Here is a 19,975-nt window from a genome sequence, read left to right as displayed (position 1 = left end):
GCCACCGGTGCTCCTGCCACGCCGCAATGACATTGAGCAGCTTCGGCTGCTCTTTTGCTTTATGAGAGAACACCCATGACCGCCGCCAAAAACCGCATTCTAGAGCTGCGTGCCGAGCTGGATCAGCACAACTACCGTTACCACGTGCTGGACGAGCCGAGCATTCCGGACGCCGAATACGACCGTCTGTTCCACGAACTCAAGGCCCTTGAAGCGGCCAACCCCGAGCTGATCACCAGCGACTCGCCGACGCAGCGCGTGGGCAGTGCGGCGTTGTCGGCGTTCACCCAGGTGCGCCATGAAGTGCCGATGCTCAGCCTTGGCAACGCCTTCGAAGAAACCGACATGCGCGAGTTCGATCGGCGGGTGACCGAAGGCCTCGATTTGCCGGCCGGCGATCTGTTCGGCGGTGGTGCCGCGGTGGAATACAGCTGCGAACCGAAGCTCGATGGCCTGGCGGTCAGCCTGCTGTATCAGGACGGCGTGCTGGTGCGCGGGGCGACGCGCGGCGACGGCACCACTGGCGAAGACATCAGCGTCAACGTGCGCACCGTGCGCAACATCCCGCTGAAACTGCAGGGCAGCGGCTGGCCGGCCACCCTGGAAGTGCGCGGTGAAGTGTTCATGTCCAAGGCCGGTTTCGAACGCCTGAACGCCACGCAGCTGGAAGTCGGTGGCAAGACCTTCGCCAACCCGCGCAACGCGGCGGCGGGCAGCCTGCGCCAGCTGGATTCGAAGATCACCGCCAATCGCCCCCTGGAGTTCTGCTGCTACGGCATCGGCCAGGTGTCGGCCGACATCGCCGACACCCACATTGGCAACCTGAAACAGTTGCAAACCTGGGGCCTGCCGATCAGCCGCGAGCTGAAACTGGCGCATGGCATCGACGAGTGCCTCGATTACTACCGCGACATCGGCGAGCGCCGCAACGCTTTGGCCTATGAAATCGACGGCGTGGTGTTCAAGGTCAACAGCATTGCGTCCCAGCGTGAGCTGGGTTTCCGCGCGCGCGAGCCGCGTTGGGCGATTGCCCATAAATTTCCGGCCATGGAAGAACTCACCGAGTTGCTCGACGTGGAGTTCCAGGTCGGTCGTACCGGGGCCGTGACACCCGTGGCGCGCTTGAAACCGGTCAAGGTCGCCGGCGTCACCGTGGCCAATGCGACGCTGCACAACATGGATGAAGTGGCGCGCCTGGGCCTGATGATCGGTGACACAGTGATCATCCGCCGCGCCGGCGATGTGATTCCGCAAGTGGTGCAGGTTGTCCTCGAGCGTCGTCCGCAGGATGCGCGGGCGGTGCAGATTCCGCAAAACTGCCCGGTCTGCGGTTCCCATGTCGAGCGCACGCAACTGGTCAAGCGCAGCAAGGGCCGTGAGACCGTCAGCGAAGGCGCGGTGTACCGCTGCGTCGGTCGTCTGGCCTGCGGAGCGCAACTCAAGCAGGCAATCATTCACTTCGTTTCGCGCCGTGCGATGGACATCGAAGGCCTGGGCGACAAGAGCGTCGAACAACTGGTCGATGAAGGGCTGGTGAGTTCGCCGGCCGATCTGTACGCCCTGAAGTTCGAAGACATTGTCGAACTGGAGGGGTTCGCCGAAGTGTCGAGCAACAAGCTGCTCAGCGCCATCGAGAACAGCAAGCGGCCGAGCCTGGCCCGCTTCATCTACGCCCTCGGCATTCCCGATGTCGGCGAGGAGACGGCCAAGGTCCTGGCGCGCTCCCTCGGCTCGCTGGAGCGGGTGCAGCAGGCATTGCCGCAGGTGCTCACGTACTTGCCGGACGTGGGGCTGGAAGTGGCCCACGAGATCCACAGCTTTTTCGAAGACAGCCACAACCGCCAGGTGATCGCCGACCTGCTCAAGCATGGCTTGCAGATTCAGGACCAGGGCGAGCTGGGCGCCGAATTTGCCGCGAGCACCACCCTCGGCGGGTTCCTCGACAAATTGCACATCCCGTCGGTGGGACCGGGCGGGGCGCAGAAACTGGCGGACCGGTTCGGCTCGCTGGAAGGGGTGTTCAACGCCGATTGGCTGGACATGCGCCAGGCCTTGCCGGAAAAGCAGGCCAACGCGGTGCGTGAGTTTTTTGCAGTGGCCGAGCATCGCCGGCAGGCCCAGGCGGCCGAGCAGCAACTGCGCGATTTCGGCATGCACTGGCTGAGCGAGAAGAAGGTCGTCGAAGGTTTGCCGCTGGCAGGGCAGACCTGGGTCCTGACCGGATCGCTGGAGTTGATGAGCCGCGACGTGGCCAAGGACAAACTCGAAAGCCTCGGCGCCAAGGTCGCCGGTTCGGTATCGGCCAAGACCCATTGCGTGGTGGCCGGGCCGGGCGCCGGTTCGAAACTGGCCAAGGCCAATGAGTTGGGGTTGAAGGTGCTGGATGAAGAGGCGTTTGTGGCTTTCCTGAGTGAGCACGATATTTCCGTGTGATGGCTTTCGCGAGCAAGCCCGCTCCCACAGTGACTGAGTCGGCCCAGGCGGCGGGTTCTCATGTGGGAGCGGGCTTGCTCGCGAAGACGATTTTCGCCACAACGCAAAAAGCGGGAACGATGCACAGCCAATCATGATCTAGTCTTGGCAAGCCCCAGGGAGAGATCGCCATGTACCGCTTTTTCGAGCAGCTCAGTTCACGCATTGCTGCGCCCTTCATGGGTGAAAGCTCGCGCAACAGCAAAATCTGGCAGTGCCGCTGCGGTCAATCGCTGTTCTTTCGCAACAGCCAGTGCCTGGCGTGTTCCGCAGCACTGGGCTATGAGCCCGAGCGCGGCCGCTTGTCCTCCCTGCAGCCAGGCGCGCAGGCCGATACCTGGACGCTGGACGCCGCCCCTGAGGCGGGCGCCTTTCGCCGCTGCGCCAACCTTGATTCCCCGGCCGCCTGCAACTGGCTGTTGCCGACCGGCGATCATGAGGCGTTGTGCATGGCCTGTCGTTTGAACCGCACCATTCCCGATTTATCCATTGCGCAAAACCACGAACGCTGGCTCAAGGTCGAGACCGCCAAGCGGCGGCTGATCGCCCAATTGGTCAGCCTGGGCTTGCCAGTGATTCCCAAGACCGTGGACGAGGAGAGCGGCCTGGCGTTCGATTTCATCGGCGTCGACCTCGAAGGCAACCTGCCGACCACCGGCCACGCCAACGGCCTGATCACCCTCGACATCCAGGAAGCCGACGATGCCCACCGCGAGCAGGTCCGGGTGCACATGCACGAGCCGTATCGCACCCTGCTCGGGCATTTTCGCCATGAAGTGGGTCATTACTACTGGGATCGATTGATCGCCGACAGCCTGTGGCTGGAGCCGTTTCGCCGCGTGTTCGGTGATGAGCGCGCGAGTTACGCCGACGCCCTCGACCGGCACTACCAGCAGGGCGCGCCGACCGACTGGCAGCAGCGGTTCGTCAGCGCCTACGCCACCATGCACCCGTGGGAAGACTGGGCGGAAACCTGGGCGCACTACCTGCACATGATGGACGCCGTGGACACCGCCCTCGGTTTCGGCATGAGCGCGCGGGAGATGGACCTCGACTACCAGCCGTTCCCCGCCAGCACTCTCTACGACCCGCAACATCCGGGCGGCGCAGCGTTCCTGTCCTTCGTCAACGCGTGGATCGAACTGGCGGGCATGCTCAACGAACTGTCGCGCAGCATGGGCCAGCCGGATTTCTACCCATTCGTCCTGCCGCCAGAGGCGATTGCCAAGCTGCACTTTATCCACCTGGTGATCCAGCAGGAGGGCGGCAGGGCGGACGAGGTGGTCAGGGACGCGTAGCGAGCGCTTTTGCATGTCCTTGAAGCGACTCATGTTTTTTAATGCCAGCGAACGGTTGTAACTTCGCCGCAGACAGGTACAATGGCGCGGCTCGCCGTCAGGCGGGCGTCGTTATGGTGACCCCATCGGTCCCCCCGCAACGATTACCCGTGAACCTGGTCAGAGCCGGAAGGCAGCAGCCACAGCGGGAACATTGTGTGCCGGGGTGTGGCTGGTGGGGTTGCCTCCATAACGCCCCGCGAGCCCTCTCTCGCGTTCATCATCATTCCCGACACCGTTTTTGCTCTGCCCTGGATCGTTTCCATCGGCGGATTTTGTCGTTTGCGATCTGAAACGCGGCGCATGAAAAAAGGAGGCCGACCTGATTCGACAGGTCGGCCTCCTTTTTTCATGTCTGCGACTATGACTTGGACAGGGCCTGGTCAACTGCGGCGATCAGTTTGCCGAGGTCCTTCGGGGGTGCTTTATGGATGACGGAGAACAGGTACGCCCGTTGTTCGTCTTCGTCATCCAGGTCGGTGAAAAAAACCTTGAGCTTGACCCCCAGCACATTGGCAAGCAGGAACAGAGCTTCCACGCTGGGCGTGTAGGTGCCGGTTTCGAAGCGGCTGATGGTTTTGGGGTCAAAACCGGTCCTTTCGCCGAGCTCAGCCTGAGTAAGCCCCGCGACCTTGCGGTGACGGCGAATGGCTGAACCCAAACTTAAAATTTGCATCGCTCAATTCCCATTTAGAATCAAGAACTTAACGATAGATTTTCGCATTAGGCAACCGCGCGATTCATCACCTTGCTTTGCAAAATGTGATGTGTTTCGTAGAATCGGCGCTCCCAAGGGGATATTGGGTGTCCGGTTCTCTGAAGTTGGCCTGGTGGCGCAGGGCAAGAAGCGCGCTCCTTCCCACAGGCGTGCGGTGGACTCAAGTTGCCTTGAAGCCTTGCAAAAAGTTACCGAAATGGCTGTTGTCGCCGGATGTCCGGGTCTTTGAGACTAGTGGATCTTCGGCTGCCAATGGGCCATCAAATGCTGTTCATGGAGTGATCACGTGGCGCTGCGCAACAGGATTCAACTCACCTCTACCGGCCATTGTGCGCTGGTCGAGCGGAATCGCCGCTGTCGGCAGTGAGCCTGACTCATGGATGAGAAATACCGCAGAGCCGTGGATGCCGCCGCGATTTTTTCCGAAACCGATCTGACCGGCCGAATCACTTACGTCAACGATCAGTTCTGCGCATTGTCCGGCTACAGCCGCGATGAACTGATCGGGCAAAATCATCGTGTGCTCAACTCGGGTTTTCACCCGGCCGAATTCTTCCTGGGCATGTGGCGCACCATTGCGTTGGGCAATGTCTGGAAGGGTGAAATCTGCAATCGCGCCAAGGATGGCAGCCTGTTCTGGGTCGAGAGCACCCTGGTGCCGGTTCTGGATGACGTTACCGGGCGGATTCACCGGTACCTGGCGATTCGTTTCGACATCAGTGAAAAGCGCCAGCTGCTGCATTCCCTGCAGTGGCGGGTCGGGCATGACGTGCTGACCGGGCTGCCCAATCGCGCCTTTCTCTCGGATCTGCTTGATCAGGCGCTGGCGTTCTCCCGTCAGGAAAACATCCCGCTGGCCGTTTGCATGCTCGACCTCGACGGCTTCAAGGCCGTCAACGATGGCTACGGACATGCCAGTGGCGACCTGTTGCTGGTCGAGGTGGCCAGGCGTCTGCGCGATATCGTTCGCGGCGAAGATGTGGTGGCGCGGCTGGCGGGTGACGAGTTCGTGCTTGTGTTGCGTTATGTGCGCGATCTGCCGGAACTGCGCGCCGCACTGAATCGTGTCCTGGGTGCCCTGTCCGCGCCCTATGCGCTGCAGGACAAGGTGCTGACGGTCTGCGCCAGCATCGGTGTCACGCTGTTCCCACACGACGACGAGGATGCCGAAACCTTGCTGCGCCATGCCGATCAGGCGATGTACGTGGCCAAGCAGAGCGGGCGCAATCGTTTTCATTTGTTCGATGTCGGTCGCGACCAGGAGGTCAAGGCGACGCACCAGACCGTCGAGCGGGTGCGCCAGGCGTTGCTCGCCGGTGAGCTGCATTTGTATTACCAGCCCAAAGTCCATATGCGCAGCGGCGAAGTCGTAGGCTTCGAGGCGCTGCTGCGCTGGGAGCATCCGCAAAACGGTACGGTCCGGGCCCGGGAGTTCTTGCCGCTGGTGCAGGAGACGGACCTGATCATCGACATCGGCGAGTGGGTGATCGATCAGGTGTTGCTGCAGTTGGACCGCTGGCAAGCCGCCGGCAAGCGGTGGCCGATCAGCGTCAACATTGCCGCCCGGCACTTCCAGCGCGCGGATTTCGTCGAGCGCCTCGGGCAGTTGCTCGCTAGGCATGCGCAGGTGGCGCCGCAGAGGCTGGACCTGGAAATCGTCGAATCGGTGGCCATCGAAAACATCCAGCACGTCAGCGCTTGCCTGCAAGCCTGCCAAGCACTCGGGGTGCGGTTTTCACTGGGCGACTTCGGCACCGGTTACTCGTCGCTGAGCTACCTCAAGCGCCTGCGCACGCAGACGATCAAGATCGACAGGTCGTTCATCCGCGACATTCTGCACGACCATGACGATCTGGCCTTGACGACGGCGGTGATTGGCCTGGCCCGGGCGTTTGGCCGGCAGGTGATTGCCGAGGGGCTGGAGAGCATCGAGCACGGTGAGCTGCTGTTGCAATTGGGGTGCGATGTCGCCCAGGGCTATTTCATCGCTCGCCCCATGCCGGCGGCTGACGTGCCTGGCTGGGTCGAACGCTTCGTGGTGCCGCCGCAATGGCAGTTGGCGAGGTCAACCGGTGAAACGGATGGCTAGGGGGCTTCCGCTTTACCGACATACAGCCGGATGATGTCGTCGATCTCCCCGGACATCTTCATCCTCAGCAGGGTACGCAGGATGCGCTGCACCGGTACGCCCGGGTCGTTGCGCACGAAGCAGCCAACACTCTGCTCCTGCAACACCGCCACGCCTTGCAGTTGCCGTTCGGCTTGTTGCCGTTGATTGAACCAGTCGAGCGTCCACTGGTTGGTCACGGCGTAGCGATAGCGCCCGGCCAGCAGCTTTTCCAGGGTTTGATCCTGGCTGCGCGCGTCTTCGCGCAGCAGGTGACCGCTGTCGAACAACGGCTGCAGGGTCGGGTAGCTGTAACCCAGCACCGTGCCGATGGTCTGGTGGGGCAGGTTTTCCGGGACCACGACACCCGGCGGCTCCTGCCGGCTGACCAGCACGTCCGGTTGGGTCCACAGCGGGATGCTCCAGATATAGTCGCCGGACTGATTGGGCAGCCAGGTCTGCGCGGCATAACAGCGCACATCGACCTCACCACGCTCCATCGCGCCTTGCACCCGCGCCCTGGGCAGTACGTGAAACTCGGCTGGCAGGCCGACCTGGGTGGCGAGGCTGAGCATCGCGTCATACAGGATGCCCTGGGTCGGCTGGCCGCGTTCCAGTTGCACCATCGGCATGGACCAGCTGTCGGGCACCACGAAGCGCAACGGCGCCTCTGTGGCGGCGCTACTCAGACTGATCAACAGCAGTGCCCCCAAGGCCAGCCGCATAGACGCTCCGGTACTGATGAAACCCAAGCCGATAAAAGCCCCAAAGAGTGCATCTTAGCCAGATTAGACGAGCATGCCGGATGCAATTTTGGCCTTGCTCCGCTAGCATTAGCCGCTTCTGTTCCTTGGTTGCGACGGTTTTCGATGAGTTATCAGGTTCTTGCACGTAAATGGCGTCCGCGCTCGTTCCGCGAAATGGTCGGCCAGACCCATGTGCTCAAGGCTCTGATCAATGCCTTGGACAGCCAGCGGCTGCACCACGCCTACCTCTTCACCGGCACGCGCGGGGTCGGCAAGACCACCATTGCGCGGATTATCGCCAAGTGCCTGAACTGTGAAACCGGTATCACTTCCAGCCCGTGTGGCGAGTGTTCGGTTTGCCGGGAGATCGACGAAGGGCGCTTCGTTGACCTGATCGAGATCGACGCCGCGAGCCGCACCAAGGTCGAGGACACCCGCGAACTGCTGGATAACGTGCAGTACGCGCCGAGCCGCGGGCGCTTCAAGGTCTACCTGATCGACGAAGTGCACATGCTGTCCAGCCATTCCTTCAATGCGCTGCTGAAAACCCTCGAAGAGCCGCCGCCCTACGTCAAGTTCATCCTGGCGACCACCGACCCGCAGAAACTTCCTGCAACGATTTTGTCGCGCTGCTTGCAGTTCTCCCTGAAGAACATGACCCCGGAACGCGTGGTCGAGCACCTGACCCATGTGCTGGGCGTGGAGAACGTACCGTTCGAAGACGATGCGCTGTGGCTGCTCGGTCGTGCCGCCGACGGTTCGATGCGCGACGCCATGAGCCTGACCGACCAGGCCATTGCCTTCGGTGAAGGCAAGGTCATGGCCGCCGACGTGCGGGCCATGCTCGGCACGCTCGATCATGGCCAGGTCTACGACGTATTGCATGCGCTGATCCAGGGCGACGCCAAGGCGCTGCTCGAAGGCGTGCGCCACCTGGCCGAACAAGGCCCGGACTGGAACGGCGTGCTCTCGGAAATACTCAACGTGCTGCACCGTGTCGCCATCGCCCAGGCCTTGCCCGAGGGTGTCGACAACGGCCATGGCGACCGCGACCGGGTGCTGGCGCTGGCCCAGGCCCTGCCGGCCGAAGACGTTCAGTTCTACTACCAGATGGGCTTGATCGGCCGTCGCGACCTGCCGCTGGCACCGGATCCGCGGGGCGGTTTTGAAATGGTCCTGTTGCGCATGCTGGCGTTCCGGCCCGCCGATACCGAGGACGCGCCGAGGCAGCCGCTAAAGCCAGTGGGGATCAGCCAGGCCACAGTTGATTCCGCCAAGTCAGTGGCTGCCGCGCCCGTGGTTGCGCCGGTAGTGGCTGCGGCAGTTGCACCGTCGGCCTCGGTGGTCCCAGCCGTTCCTGCCCCGGAACTTGAGCCGGTCCCGGTCCCGGTCCCGGTTGCGCCGGTGGCTGCGCCCGAGCCGGTTGCCGAGCCTGAGCCTGTCGCGGTCGAGGAAGTCGTCGACCTGCCGTGGAACGACCCGGTAGAGCCCGAAGTCGTCCAGCAGCCTGCGGTCGAGCCGGTTCTGGAAACCATCGCTGAACAACCCGAATTGCCGCCGGTCCTGTCGTCGACCCCGGACAGCGTCGTTCCGGATGCTGCCGAGCCGCCCGCTGCAACGATTGCCGAACCGACAGCCGCTGAAGTGGATGCCGCCACACCGGGCTTTGACCTCGATGATGAGCCGCCGCTGGACGAGGACTACATCGAACCGGACATGGACTCGGCCTACAGCTACCTCGACGACCTGGCCAGCGAGCACACAGCCGAGCCTGCACCCGAGCCTGAGCCCGAACCGGCGGCGATGCCCGCCACGGGGCTGGCCCTGCAGTGGCTGGAGCTGTTCCCGAAACTGCCGATTTCCGGCATGACCGGCAGCATCGCCGCCAACTGCACGCTGATCGCCATCGATGGCGACAATTGGCTGCTGCATCTCGATCCGGCCCACAGCGCGCTGTTCAATGCGACCCAGCAACGCCGCCTCAACGATGCCTTGAACCAGTTCCACGGTCGCACGCTGACCCTGAACATGGAGCTGATCAAACCCGAACAGGAGACCCCGGCCCAGGCGGCGTCCCGACGTCGTGCCGATCGTCAGCGCGAGGCCGAGGAGTCGATCCACGGTGATCCGTTCATCCAGCAGATGATGGCGCAGTTCGGCGCGGTGATCCGTAACGATACTATTGAACCTGTCGAAGCCCTGGTCAGTCAGGGCTAGTAACTGAAGGTGTTCGGCCGGGTGGCCGGGCACCGTTTTTATCCAAGTACTTTTGAGGTGATTACCATGATGAAAGGTGGCATGGCCGGCCTGATGAAGCAGGCGCAGCAGATGCAGGAAAAAATGGCCAAGATGCAGGAAGAACTGGCCAACGCCGAAGTCACCGGTAAGGCCGGTGGCGATATGGTCACCGTGGTGATGACCGGTCGTCACGACGTGAAGAGCGTGAGCATCGACCCGAGCCTGGTCGAAGGCCTGAGCGAAGACGACAAGGAGATGCTGGAAGCGGTTGTCGCTGCCGCCGTCAACGACGCCGTGCGCAAAATCGAGGCCAACAGCCAGGAAAAAATGGGCAGCATGACCGCTGGGATGCAATTGCCACCGGGCATGAAACTGCCGTTCTGATTCGCCGAGGCGCATTGGATGAGCGACAAGAAAATGCCAGGCATTACGCCTGGCATTTTTGTTTTTGCCTGTTGGCGAACGGCTGACAGCGACAGCGCTTTCGCGAGCGGGCTCGCCCCACATCCGTACGCTGTCACCGCCAGGAACGAGCCTGCTCGCGATGAACTCGCCCGGCTCCTGCGGCAGAAACATCGAACACCCAACCGCCGCGAAGGTCTGCTCAACTAATACCGCCAAACTCATCGATCACAGGAGACGCTCACATGCCAGAAGCATTGACCCTCAACCAACGTATCGTCCTGGCGTCCCGTCCGGTGGGCGCGCCGACGCCCGAGAATTTCCGCCTGGAACGGGAAGCGTTGCCAGACCTGGCCGATGGTCAGGTGTTGCTCAAGACCCTTTTTCTGTCGCTGGACCCCTACATGCGTGGCCGCATGAGCGATGCGCCGTCCTACGCCGCGCCGGTGGAAATCGACGAGGTGATGACCGGTGGGGCTGTCAGTCGGGTTGAGCGTTCGTTGAACCCCAAGTTCCACGAAGGCGATCTGGTGGTCGGTGCGACCGGCTGGCAGAGCCACAGCATCAGCGACGGGCGCAACATCATCCCGGTGCCGTCCGGCTTGCCGAGCCCGTCGATGGCATTGGGTGTGCTGGGCATGCCGGGCATGACCGCCTACATGGGCCTGATGGACATCGGTCAACCCCAATCCGGCGAAACCCTGGTGGTGGCGGCAGCCTCCGGTGCGGTCGGTTCGGTGGTCGGCCAGGTGGCGAAAATCAAGGGCTTGCGCGTGGTCGGCGTCGCGGGTGGCGCGGACAAGTGCCGCTACGTGGTCGAGGAGCTGGGGTTCGACGCCTGCATCGATCACCGGAGCGCGGATTTCGCCAGTGAACTGGCGCTGGCGTGCCCAAAGGGTGTCGACATCTATTACGAGAATGTGGGGGGCAAGGTGTTCGATGCGGTTGTGCCGTTGCTCAACCCAAAGGCGCGTATTCCTCTGTGCGGCCTGATCGCCTCCTACAACGCCAGTGAAGCGCCGTCGGGCCCGGATCGCTTGCCGTTGCTGCAGCGCACGCTGTTGACCAAGCGGGTGCGTATCCAGGGCTTCATCGTGTTCGATGACTACGGTGACCGTCAGCCGGAATTCATCAGCGCCATGGCACCCTGGGTGCGCGACGGCAAGGTGAAATTCCGTGAGGATGTGGTCGACGGTCTCGAGAATGCCCCCGAGGCGTTCATCGGTCTGCTGGAAGGGCGCAACTTCGGCAAACTGGTGGTACGGGTCGCACGGGACTGAGCATTTGACGCTGGCCAGAGGCGCGGGTATAAACCGCGTCTCGTCGTTTTGTCGGACTTTTCTTCATGAGCTTCAGCCCTTTGATTCGCCAACTGATCGATGCCCTGCGAATTTTGCCTGGCGTGGGTCAGAAAACCGCCCAGCGCATGGCGTTGCAGTTGCTCGAGCGTGATCGCAGCGGCGGCGCGCGCCTGGCGTCGGCCTTGAGCCAGGCCATGGAAGGGGTGGGGCACTGCCGGTTGTGTCGCACGCTGACCGAAGACGACCTGTGCCCGCAGTGTGCCGACACCCGTCGCGACGATACCCTGCTGTGCGTGGTGGAAGGCCCGATGGACGTTTACGCGGTGGAGCAGACCGGTTTCCGTGGTCGTTATTTCGTGCTCAAGGGCCACCTGTCGCCGCTTGATGGGCTCGGTCCGGAAGCCATCGGGATTCCGCAGTTACTGGCGCGAATCGACGAGGCGGGTACGTTCACCGAAGTCATCCTCGCGACCAATCCGACCGTCGAGGGTGAAGCCACCGCGCATTACATCGCCCAGTTGCTCTCCAGCAAAGGCCTGATCGCTTCGCGCATCGCCCATGGCGTGCCGCTCGGGGGCGAGCTGGAGCTGGTGGATGGCGGAACGCTGGCGCATTCGTTTGCGGGGCGTAAGCCGATCTCCCTGTAGTTCTGTGGTGTTGCTGTTGACGTCATCGCGAGCAGGCTCGCTCCCACATTGGTCTGGTGTGTAGTCCCTTGTGGGAGCGAGCCTGCTCGCGATGCGGGCAACCCGATTCATCTGATCCACACAATCCTGTTGAAAACCAAGCAAGCGCTCGGTTAACTTCGCTGGACCTCTCCCGCGGAGTTTGCCGATGCCTGCCTTCCAGGAATACTTCGACCCCAGCCACCAATTGGTCCGTGACAGCGTCAGACGTTTCGTCGAGCGCGAGATTCTTCCAGACATTGATCAATGGGAAGAAGCCGAAAGTTTCCCCCGTGAGCTGTACCTCAAGGCCGGTGCGGCGGGGATTCTCGGTATCGGCTACCCGGAACGTTTCGGTGGCAGCCATGAAGGCGACCTGTTTGCCAAGGTCGCCGCCAGTGAAGAGTTGATGCGCTGCGGCTCGGGTGGCCTGGTGGCGGGGCTGGGTTCGCTGGACATCGGCCTGCCGCCGATTCTCAAATGGGCTCGACCCGAGCTCCGCGACCGGATCGTGCCGCAGGTGTTGTCCGGCGAAAAGATCAGCGCCCTGGCCGTCACCGAACCCGGCGGTGGGTCCGACGTTGCCAACCTGCACACCCGCGCCGTGCGTGACGGCGATGTCTACCGGGTCAGCGGCAGCAAGACGTTCATCACCAGTGGCGTGCGTGCCGACGTCTACACGGTGGCGGTGCGCACCGGTGAGCCAGGTTTCGCCGGCATCAGCCTGTTGTTGATCGAGAAGGGCACCCCCGGCTTCACCGTGGGGCGATCACTGAAAAAAATGGGCTGGTGGGCCTCGGACACGGCAGAGTTGTTCTTCGACGATTGCCGAGTGCCCGTGGGCCACCTGATCGGCGGCGAGAACATGGGCTTTGCCTGCATCATGGGTAACTTCCAGAGCGAGCGCCTGGCCCTCGCGCTGATGGCCAACATGACCGCTCAGCTGGCGCTGGAGGAAAGCCTGAAATGGGCGCGTCAGCGCGAAGCGTTCGGCAAACCCATCGGCAAGTTCCAGGTGATCAAGCACCGCCTCGCGGAAATGGCCACGGCCCTGGAGGTCTCAAGGGAATTTACCTACCGGCAGGCGGCAAAAATGGCAGCGGGGCAGAGTGTGATCAAGGAAATTTCCATGGCCAAGAATTTTGCCACCGACACGGCCGATCGCATCACCAGTGATGCCGTGCAGATCCTCGGTGGCCTGGGTTACATGCGCGAGAGCCTGGTAGAGCGGCTGTACCGGGACAACCGGATTCTTTCGATTGGCGGGGGGACACGGGAAGTGATGAACGAGATCATCAGCAAGCAGATGGGGCTGTAGGCTTGGGGTGTTGCAATCGCGAGCAGGCTCGCTCCCCCATGGATGTGTGGTGTTTACACCGTTTCTGTGGGAGCGGGCTTGTCCGCGAAGGCGGGCGCCGCGTTACTTGTCAGTCAACGCAAACTGCGTCAGGCAAAACGTCGCAATCCCCATGTCTTCCAGGCGCTGGGACCCACCCAGCTCCGGCAGGTCGATGATCGCCGCCGCTTCGTGAACCCGTGCGCCCATGCGCCGAATCAGGCTGGCTGCCGCGATCAGGGTGCCACCGGTGGCGATGAGGTCATCGAACATCACCACCGAATCGCCCTCGCACAGGCTGTCGGCGTGCACTTCCAGGAAGGCTTCGCCGTATTCGGTCGCGTAACCTTCCGCCAGTACGTCCGCCGGCAGCTTGCCTTGTTTGCGAAACAGCACCAGCGGCTTGTTCAACTGGTAGGCCAATACCGAACCGATCAGGAAACCACGGGCGTCCATGGCGCCGATGTGGGTGAAGTCGGCCTCGACGTATCGGTGGGCGAAGGTGTCCATCACCATGCGCAGGGCGGTGGGGGACTGGAACAGCGGGGTGATGTCGCGAAAAATGACGCCCGGTTTCGGGAAGTCGATGACCGGGCGGATCAGGGATTTGATGTCGAAGGAGTCGAAGACCATCGTCGAGGTGTCCTGGCAGGCTGCAAACGTCGCAGTATAACGACGGCTGAACCGTTTGGCTCAGCCGCCTTGTTGCATCAGCCTTCGAGCGAGCCGCCAGCGAGTGCGCAGAGCTGGATCGGGTCAAGGATATGGATTTCCTTGCCTTCGGCGGCGATCAGTTCGTTCGCCTGGAAGCGCGTGAACACCCGCGACACGGTTTCCACCGCCAGGCCCAGGTAGTTGCCGATTTCGTTGCGCGACATGCTCAGGCGGAACTGGTTGGCCGAGAAGCCACGGGCCCGGAAGCGCGCCGACAGGTTGACGAGGAAGGTGGCGATGCGTTCGTCGGCGGTTTTTTTCGACAGCAGCAACATCATCTGTTGATCGTCGCGAATCTCGCGGCTCATCACCCGCATCAGTTGACGGCGCAGTTGCGGCAGTTGCAGCGCCAGTTCGTCCAGGCGTTCGAACGGAATTTCGCAGACCGAGGTGGTTTCCAGCGCCTGCGCCGACACCGGGTGCTTTTCCGTGTCCATGCCCGACAGTCCGACCAGCTCGCTCGGCAGGTGGAAACCGGTGAGCTGTTCTTCACCGCCATCGCTCAGGCTGAACGTTTTCAACGCGCCGGAGCGAACTGCATAAACGCAATCGAAGTTGTCGCCCTGGCGGAACAGGAATTCGCCTTTTTTCAGCGGGCGGCCACGTTTAACGATTTCGTCCAGCGCATCCATGTCTTCCAGATTCAGAGAAAGTGGTAAACAGAGGGGAGCCAGGCTGCAATCCTTGCAATGGGCCTGGTTGTGAGCGCGCAGTTTTACTGGCTCGGACATTTCTTGAATCCTTGTGGGAAATCACACATAGGACGTAAGGGTAACCCAACGGAACTCATTGAGGCCAGCGGTGTGCCGAATTGTCACATCGCGGTCAAGGGTGGCCGGTGGTGCCGGATAAACAGGCATCAGGCCAAACTCAGCGCGCTGCAAGCCGCCATCTCCGCGCTCGATGGCGGGTTGATCACCGACAACCTGTCCCTGTCCAAGACCATGAGCCAGGTCAGCCCGCCCCCTGAACACGTGTTGAAACCGCCGCCCTGGCGATCAAGCGTTAGATCACCCGGGAAAAGCGCTGACGATTCTGCTGATCCAGGTACGCGTCGAAGACCATGCACACTGAACGCACCAGTAAGCGTCCGGCGGGCAGTACCGTGATGCGTTCATCGCTCAATTCAATCAGCCCGTCCCGGGCCATACCCTGCAATTGCGGCCACAACGGGCCGAAGTAACCGCGGAAGTCGAGGTTGAACGCCTGTTCGATCGCAGCGAACTCCAGTTCGAAACTGCAAATCAGCTGCTGGATCACGGCGCGGCGCACCCGGTCATCGCGGGTGCACAGCAGGCCGCGATTGGTGGCCAGTTGCGCAGAGGCCAGGCTGCTCTGGTACTGGTTCAGGTCGCTGCTGTTCTGGCAGTACAGATCACCGATCTGGCTGATCGCCGACACCCCGAGGCCAATCAGGTCGCAATGGCCGTGGGTGGTGTAGCCCTGGAAATTGCGCTGCAGGGTCGACTCTTCCTGGGCAATCGCCAGTTCGTCGTCGGGCAGGGCGAAGTGGTCCATGCCGATGTAGCGGTAACCGGCTTGCGTCAGTTGTTCGATGGTCTGCTGGAGCATTTCCAGCTTCTGGGCCGGGGTGGGCAACTCATCGCCGTTGATCCGGCGTTGCGGCATGAAGCGCTCTGGCAGGTGCGCGTAGTTGAACACCGACAACCGATCCGGCTGCAGGTGGATGACTTCCTCGACCGTGCGGGCGAAATGTTCGGGCGTCTGCCTGGGCAGTCCGTAGATCAGGTCGATGTTGATCGAGCGAAATTGCAGGGTGCGCGCCGCCTCGATCACCGCACGGGTTTCATCCAGGCTTTGCAGGCGATTGACCGCCCGTTGCACGTCGGGATCCAGGTCCTGCAAGCCGATGCTGACCCGATTGAACCCCAGTTCACGCAGCAGGCCCATGGTCGACCAGTCGGCCTCCCGTGGGTCGATCTCGATGCCGTAGTCGCCGCTGTCGTCGTCCAGCAAATTGAAGCTCTTGCGCAGTTGGGCCATCAGTTGGCGCAATTCGTCGTGGCTGAGGAAGGTCGGCGTACCGCCGCCGAAGTGCAGTTGCTCGACGTTCTGTGCGGGGTCGAGGTGGCAGGCGATCAACTGGATTTCCTGCTCCAGGCGTTGCAGATAGGACAGGGCGCGACCGCGATCCTTGGTGATGACCTTGTTGCAGGCGCAGTAGTAGCAAATGTTTGCGCAGAACGGGATGTGCACGTACAGCGACAACGGGCGCAGGGCCTTGCGGCTTTCGCGCAGCGCGTGGAACAGGTCGAAGGTGCCGACGTTCCCGTCGAACTGTACAGCGGTTGGGTAGGAGGTGTAGCGCGGTCCCGCCAGGTCGTAACGGCGGATCAGGTCGGTGTCCCAACGAATATCGTCGAGCATCATGCGGGCATTCCCCGGATAGGCTAGCGGTGTTGCGAGTCTATGGGGTGCGGCGTTGGGGCATCTTGATTTGCATCAACGCTCAGGATCAGAGCCGTCTGCGGGAGCAGGCTAGTGTCCCATCAGCCAATGCTGATGCGGCCCCGGCAGGGTCCAGACGCCGAACAGGATCACCAGCAGACCACCGGTCATGCGTACGCTGCGCTTGCGCAGCAGCGCCGTGACCCGTTCCGCGGCCAGCCCGGTGGCCAGCAGCACCGGCCAGGTGCCGAGGCCGAACGCGAGCATCAGCAGCGCGCTGTCCAGCGCGTTGCCCTGGCTCGCCGACCACAGCAGCGTGCTGTAAACCAGCCCGCACGGCAGCCAGCCCCACAGGGCGCCCAGCAGCAGGGCGCGGGGCAGGCTCGACACCGGCAGCAGTTTGTTCGCCACGGGCTGGATATGCCGCCACAGGCCGCGCCCGAGGCTCTCGATGCGGGTCAGGCCGCTCCACCAGCCGGCCAGGTACAGGCCCATGGCGATCAGCAACAACCCGGCGAGGACCCGCATGAACGTGGCGGCCGGGCTGTTCGCCAGCGCCCAGCCCGCGAGGCCGATCAGCAGGCCGGCTGTTGCGTAGCTGAGGATTCGCCCGAGGTTGTACGCCAGCAGCAGGCGAAAGCGCCGGCTGCGTTGTTCCCTTGGAATGGCCAGGGTCAACGCGCCCATCAGGCCGCCGCACATGCCCAGGCAATGACCGCCGCCCAACAGGCCAAGAATCACCGCCGACACCAGCAGGGGGGCCAGTTCAAGCATGCGGTGGCGCCTTGTCGTCCGGCTTGCCGGACTGGCGGCTGGCTTCGTCGACCGCTGCGGTGTGGTTCGGGTCCTGGTCATCGAACAGGATGCTGTGGGCCGGGCCGTCGAGGTCGTCGTACTGACCGCTGTCGACCGCCCAGAAGAAGATGTAGATCGCGATGGCGACGATCAGCAGCGCCGCCGGGATCATCACGTAGAGAGCTGGCATGGTGAGGCTCCATGCCCGCGCGGCTCAGGCCGGCAGCGGGCGGGTTTCTGGGGTGGCGCTGACGGCCGCCGTACGTGGCAGGCGGGTCAGGCGCAGGGCGTTCAGCACCACGACCAACGAACTGATGGACATGCCGACCGCCGCCCACACGGGCGTGATCCAGCCGACGGCAGCGAACGGCAACATGAGGCCATTGTACAGCGTGGCCCAGGCCAGGTTCTCGACGATGATCTTCCGGGTGCGGCGGGCCAGACCGAAGGCTTGCACCAGGGCGTCGAGGCGGTTCGAGAGCAACACGGCGTCGGCACTGGTTTTCGCCAGGTCGGTGGCCGACCCCATGGCCACGCTGATGTCGGCGGCGGCCAGCACCGGAACATCGTTGACCCCGTCGCCGAGCATCAGCACTTTGCGGCCTTCCTGGTGCAGCTGTTGCAGGACCTGCAATTTGTCGTCCGGACGCAAGCCGCCACGGGCCTCGTCGATGCCCAGTTCGGCGGCGACACTGGCGACCATCGGCGAGCTGTCGCCGGACAGCAGCAGCGTGCGCCAACCTCGAGCCTTGCACGCCTTGATCAGTGCCGGCGCGTCTTCACGCAAGCGGTCGTCGAGGACGAACCACGCCAGCGGTCCACGGGCATCGCCCAACAGCAGCCATTGGCCGGCTTCTTCGGGCATCGACGGCGTGATGGCGGCACTGAGTTCGCAGACGAAACCCGGTTGGCCAATGCGCAGTCGCTGCCCTGCGACCACGCCTTCCAGGCCCAGTCCCGGGGTGCTGTGGACTTCCTCGGCAGCCAGTGGGGCGCGACCGAAGGCACGGGCAATCGGGTGTTCGGAGCGGTTTTCCAGGGCAGCGGCGAGGCCCAGGCATTGATCGCTGCTCACGGCGGCGAGCGGGCGAATCGAGCGCAGTGCCAGACGACCTTCGGTCAGTGTGCCGGTCTTGTCGAAGATCACCGTGTCGATCTGGTTCAGGCCTTCGAGCACATGGCCACGGGTCAGCAGCAGGCCGAGTTTGTGCAAGGTGCCGGTGGCCGCGGTGAGTGCGGTGGGGGTGGCGAGGGACAAGGCACAGGGGCACGTCGCAACGACCATCGCCAGGACGATCCAGAAGGCGCGCGAGGCATCCAGCTCCCACCAGACCAGGCCGATGATCGCCGAGGCAATCAGCGACACCAGCAGGAACCACTGTGCGGCGCGGTCGGCGATTTCCGCCAGTCGCGGTTTTTCCGACTGGGCGCGGTCCAGCAGGCGGACGATTGCGGACAGCCGGGTGTCATGGCCCAGCGCAAGGACTTCCACTGTCAGCGCACCTTCAACGTTCAACGTGCCGGCGGTGACCGCATCCCCCGGGGCGCGCGGTTGCGGCAGGTATTCACCGGTCAGCAGGGATTCGTCGATGCTCGACTGGCCGTCGAGGATCCGGCCGTCGGCCGGGAGAACGGCGCCCGGGTGCACCAGCACCTGATCGCCGACACGCAGTTCGTTGAGCAGGATGCGCTCGCTCTGCCCGTCGGCACCCAGGCGCAGGCACGAGGCGGGCAGCAGGTTGACCAGCTGTGCAGTGGCGGCGGCGGTGCGCTCCCGGGCGCGTCGCTCCAGATAGCGCCCGGCCAGCAGGAACAGGGCGAACATGCCGACGGTATCGAAATACAGTTCGCCCACACCGGTGATCGAGGTCCAGATCCCAGCGATGTAGGCACAGCCAATCGCCAGCGACACCGAGACGTCCATGGTCAGGTGGCGCGTGCGCAGATCGCGCATCGCCCCCTTGAAGAACGGCGCACAGCTGTAGAAGACGATGGGCGTGGTCAGGAACAGCGCGACCCAGCGCAGGATGGTGTGCAGCTCGGGGCTGAGGTCGATATTGAATTCCGGCCAGGTGGCCATGGTCGCCATCATTGCCTGGAACCACAGCAACCCGGCCACACCGAGTTGGCGCAGGGCCAGGCGGTTCTCGCTGGCCAGTTGTTCGCTGGCGCGGTCTGGCTGGTAAGGATGGGCGGCGTAGCCGATCTGGCGTAATTCGCCGAGCATCTGGCTCAGCGGCAACTGTCCATCGGCCCAGCGCACGTGCAGGCGATGATTGGACAGGTTCAGGCGCGCTTCCGCCACCGCCGGCAAGCCGCGCAGGTGTTTCTCGATCAGCCAGCCGCACGCCGCGCAACTGATGCCTTCCATCAACAGCGTGGTCTCGGCCAGTTCACCGTCGTGGCGAACGAACGGCTTTTGCACGTCGGCGCGGTCGTACAGCGCCAGTTCATCGACCAGTTGCACCGGCAAGGCTTCGGGGTTGGCCGAGGCTTCGCTGCGATGCTGGTAATAGCTTTCCAGCCCCCCGGCCACAATGGCCTGGGCCACGGCCTGGCAACCGGGGCAGCAGAACTCGCGGGTCTCACCGAGCACGACGGCGGTGAAACGGCTGCCGGCCGGGACGGGCAGGGCGCAGTGGTAGCAGGGGAGTTGGGTGGTCATGGGGCGGAGTCTACATCGTCCGGTTGGGCCTCATCGCGAGCAGGCTCGCTCCCACAGTGCAATGGGAGTC

17 protein-coding genes and 1 other RNA gene are annotated in these 19,975 nt (G+C 63.1%); 10 read left to right on the top strand and 8 right to left on the bottom strand.

Annotated features, from left to right (window positions below; all coding sequences use genetic code 11):
- Window positions 1–75 precede the first annotated feature (75 nt).
- The 3 genes from ligA (at window position 76) to ffs (ending at window position 3,990) form a co-directional block, all read left to right on the top strand.
- A complete protein-coding gene (gene ligA, locus ACM6IM_RS11755) occupies window positions 76–2,433 on the top strand; it encodes an NAD-dependent DNA ligase LigA (RefSeq protein ID WP_414865198.1) in 2,358 nt (785 codons plus the stop codon).
- Between the two features lie 170 nt (window positions 2,434–2,603).
- On the top strand, window positions 2,604–3,770 hold the full coding sequence (locus tag ACM6IM_RS11750; protein WP_414865197.1) for a putative zinc-binding metallopeptidase: 1,167 nt from the start codon (window positions 2,604–2,606) through the stop codon (window positions 3,768–3,770).
- A gap of 123 nt (window positions 3,771–3,893) precedes the next feature.
- An RNA gene (gene ffs / locus ACM6IM_RS11745) (signal recognition particle sRNA small type) lies at window positions 3,894–3,990 on the top strand.
- A 180-nt stretch (window positions 3,991–4,170) separates the two neighbouring features.
- Here the strand turns inward: ffs and ACM6IM_RS11740 are convergent.
- Window positions 4,171–4,485, bottom strand: coding sequence for a helix-turn-helix domain-containing protein (locus ACM6IM_RS11740; RefSeq protein ID WP_192301870.1), 315 nt, complete (start codon window positions 4,483–4,485; stop codon window positions 4,171–4,173).
- Between the two features lie 418 nt (window positions 4,486–4,903).
- Here ACM6IM_RS11740 and ACM6IM_RS11735 point away from each other — a divergent pair, with 418 nt between their 5' ends.
- Complete coding sequence (locus ACM6IM_RS11735) at window positions 4,904–6,616, top strand: putative bifunctional diguanylate cyclase/phosphodiesterase (RefSeq protein WP_414865196.1); 1,713 nt, start codon at window positions 4,904–4,906, stop codon at window positions 6,614–6,616.
- Here ACM6IM_RS11735 and ACM6IM_RS11730 read toward each other — a convergent pair.
- Window positions 6,613–7,359 (bottom strand): substrate-binding periplasmic protein, encoded by a 747-nt coding sequence (locus ACM6IM_RS11730; RefSeq protein ID WP_192301868.1) that lies wholly within the window; start codon window positions 7,357–7,359, stop codon window positions 6,613–6,615. The genes ACM6IM_RS11735 and ACM6IM_RS11730 overlap by 4 nt on opposite strands.
- Window positions 7,360–7,503: 144 nt before the next feature.
- Here ACM6IM_RS11730 and dnaX point away from each other — a divergent pair, with 144 nt between their 5' ends.
- The 6 genes from dnaX (at window position 7,504) to ACM6IM_RS11700 (ending at window position 13,304) form a co-directional block, all read left to right on the top strand.
- Window positions 7,504–9,597, top strand: coding sequence for a DNA polymerase III subunit gamma/tau (gene dnaX, locus ACM6IM_RS11725; protein ID WP_414865195.1), 2,094 nt, complete (start codon window positions 7,504–7,506; stop codon window positions 9,595–9,597).
- Between the two features lie 66 nt (window positions 9,598–9,663).
- A complete protein-coding gene (locus ACM6IM_RS11720) occupies window positions 9,664–10,002 on the top strand; it encodes a YbaB/EbfC family nucleoid-associated protein (RefSeq protein ID WP_060539784.1) in 339 nt (112 codons plus the stop codon).
- An 18-nt stretch (window positions 10,003–10,020) separates the two neighbouring features.
- A complete protein-coding gene (locus ACM6IM_RS11715; RefSeq protein WP_414865194.1) occupies window positions 10,021–10,230 on the top strand; it encodes a hypothetical protein in 210 nt (69 codons plus the stop codon).
- 35 nt (window positions 10,231–10,265) lie between these two features.
- On the top strand, window positions 10,266–11,300 hold the full coding sequence (locus ACM6IM_RS11710) for an NADP-dependent oxidoreductase (RefSeq protein ID WP_192301866.1): 1,035 nt from the start codon (window positions 10,266–10,268) through the stop codon (window positions 11,298–11,300).
- Between the two features lie 65 nt (window positions 11,301–11,365).
- Entirely contained in the window at window positions 11,366–11,968 is a 603-nt protein-coding gene (recR, locus tag ACM6IM_RS11705) for a recombination mediator RecR (protein ID WP_192301865.1), read from the top strand.
- A 187-nt stretch (window positions 11,969–12,155) separates the two neighbouring features.
- Window positions 12,156–13,304 carry an acyl-CoA dehydrogenase family protein gene (locus ACM6IM_RS11700; protein WP_414865193.1) on the top strand — a complete coding sequence of 383 codons (1,149 nt, stop codon included), beginning with the start codon at window positions 12,156–12,158 and terminating at the stop codon, window positions 13,302–13,304.
- Between the two features lie 102 nt (window positions 13,305–13,406).
- Here ACM6IM_RS11700 and ACM6IM_RS11695 read toward each other — a convergent pair whose 3' ends face one another.
- The 6 genes from ACM6IM_RS11695 to ACM6IM_RS11670 form a co-directional block, all read right to left on the bottom strand.
- Window positions 13,407–13,955, bottom strand: coding sequence for an adenine phosphoribosyltransferase (locus tag ACM6IM_RS11695; RefSeq protein ID WP_192301863.1), 549 nt, complete (start codon window positions 13,953–13,955; stop codon window positions 13,407–13,409).
- A gap of 77 nt (window positions 13,956–14,032) precedes the next feature.
- A complete protein-coding gene (fnr, locus tag ACM6IM_RS11690; protein WP_192301862.1) occupies window positions 14,033–14,767 on the bottom strand; it encodes a fumarate/nitrate reduction transcriptional regulator Fnr in 735 nt (244 codons plus the stop codon).
- A gap of 274 nt (window positions 14,768–15,041) precedes the next feature.
- Window positions 15,042–16,424, bottom strand: coding sequence for an oxygen-independent coproporphyrinogen III oxidase (hemN, locus tag ACM6IM_RS11685; protein ID WP_414865494.1), 1,383 nt, complete (start codon window positions 16,422–16,424; stop codon window positions 15,042–15,044).
- A gap of 111 nt (window positions 16,425–16,535) precedes the next feature.
- Window positions 16,536–17,219: a sulfite exporter TauE/SafE family protein gene (locus ACM6IM_RS11680; RefSeq protein ID WP_414865192.1), complete on the bottom strand. Its 684-nt coding sequence runs from the start codon at window positions 17,217–17,219 to the stop codon at window positions 16,536–16,538.
- The gene (gene ccoS, locus ACM6IM_RS11675) at window positions 17,212–17,430 is read right to left on the bottom strand and encodes a cbb3-type cytochrome oxidase assembly protein CcoS (protein ID WP_192301860.1); all 219 of its coding nucleotides are present in this window, start codon (window positions 17,428–17,430) and stop codon (window positions 17,212–17,214) included. Before ccoS ends, ACM6IM_RS11680 begins: the two co-directional genes overlap by 8 nt.
- A gap of 24 nt (window positions 17,431–17,454) precedes the next feature.
- Entirely contained in the window at window positions 17,455–19,905 is a 2,451-nt protein-coding gene (locus ACM6IM_RS11670) for a heavy metal translocating P-type ATPase (protein WP_414865191.1), read from the bottom strand.
- Window positions 19,906–19,975: the final 70 nt, after the last annotated feature.

The organism is Pseudomonas sp. IT-P12 (assembly GCF_949767465.1).
GTDB lineage: Bacteria > Pseudomonadota > Gammaproteobacteria > Pseudomonadales > Pseudomonadaceae > Aquipseudomonas.
This window is presented reverse-complemented; position numbering and strand designations above follow the sequence as displayed.

Bases quoted from the DNA above. Each gene is read 5' to 3' on its own strand.
- hemN (WP_414865494.1), bottom strand. From the start codon at position 16,424: ATGCTCGACGATATTCGTTGGGACACCGACCTGATCCGCCGTTACGAC.
- ligA (WP_414865198.1), top strand. From the start codon at position 76: ATGACCGCCGCCAAAAACCGCATTCTAGAGCTGCGTGCCGAGCTGGAT.
- ACM6IM_RS11670 (WP_414865191.1), bottom strand. From the start codon at position 19,905: ATGACCACCCAACTCCCCTGCTACCACTGCGCCCTGCCCGTCCCGGCC.
- ccoS (WP_192301860.1), bottom strand. From the start codon at position 17,430: ATGCCAGCTCTCTACGTGATGATCCCGGCGGCGCTGCTGATCGTCGCC.
- dnaX (WP_414865195.1), top strand. From the start codon at position 7,504: ATGAGTTATCAGGTTCTTGCACGTAAATGGCGTCCGCGCTCGTTCCGC.
- ACM6IM_RS11700 (WP_414865193.1), top strand. From the start codon at position 12,156: ATGCCTGCCTTCCAGGAATACTTCGACCCCAGCCACCAATTGGTCCGT.
- ACM6IM_RS11720 (WP_060539784.1), top strand. From the start codon at position 9,664: ATGATGAAAGGTGGCATGGCCGGCCTGATGAAGCAGGCGCAGCAGATG.
- ACM6IM_RS11715 (WP_414865194.1), top strand. From the start codon at position 10,021: ATGAGCGACAAGAAAATGCCAGGCATTACGCCTGGCATTTTTGTTTTT.
- ACM6IM_RS11730 (WP_192301868.1), bottom strand. From the start codon at position 7,359: ATGCGGCTGGCCTTGGGGGCACTGCTGTTGATCAGTCTGAGTAGCGCC.
- ACM6IM_RS11735 (WP_414865196.1), top strand. From the start codon at position 4,904: ATGGATGAGAAATACCGCAGAGCCGTGGATGCCGCCGCGATTTTTTCC.
- ACM6IM_RS11695 (WP_192301863.1), bottom strand. From the start codon at position 13,955: ATGGTCTTCGACTCCTTCGACATCAAATCCCTGATCCGCCCGGTCATC.
- ACM6IM_RS11740 (WP_192301870.1), bottom strand. From the start codon at position 4,485: ATGCAAATTTTAAGTTTGGGTTCAGCCATTCGCCGTCACCGCAAGGTC.
- ACM6IM_RS11750 (WP_414865197.1), top strand. From the start codon at position 2,604: ATGTACCGCTTTTTCGAGCAGCTCAGTTCACGCATTGCTGCGCCCTTC.
- fnr (WP_192301862.1), bottom strand. From the start codon at position 14,767: ATGTCCGAGCCAGTAAAACTGCGCGCTCACAACCAGGCCCATTGCAAG.
- ACM6IM_RS11680 (WP_414865192.1), bottom strand. From the start codon at position 17,219: ATGCTTGAACTGGCCCCCCTGCTGGTGTCGGCGGTGATTCTTGGCCTG.
- ACM6IM_RS11710 (WP_192301866.1), top strand. From the start codon at position 10,266: ATGCCAGAAGCATTGACCCTCAACCAACGTATCGTCCTGGCGTCCCGT.
- recR (WP_192301865.1), top strand. From the start codon at position 11,366: ATGAGCTTCAGCCCTTTGATTCGCCAACTGATCGATGCCCTGCGAATT.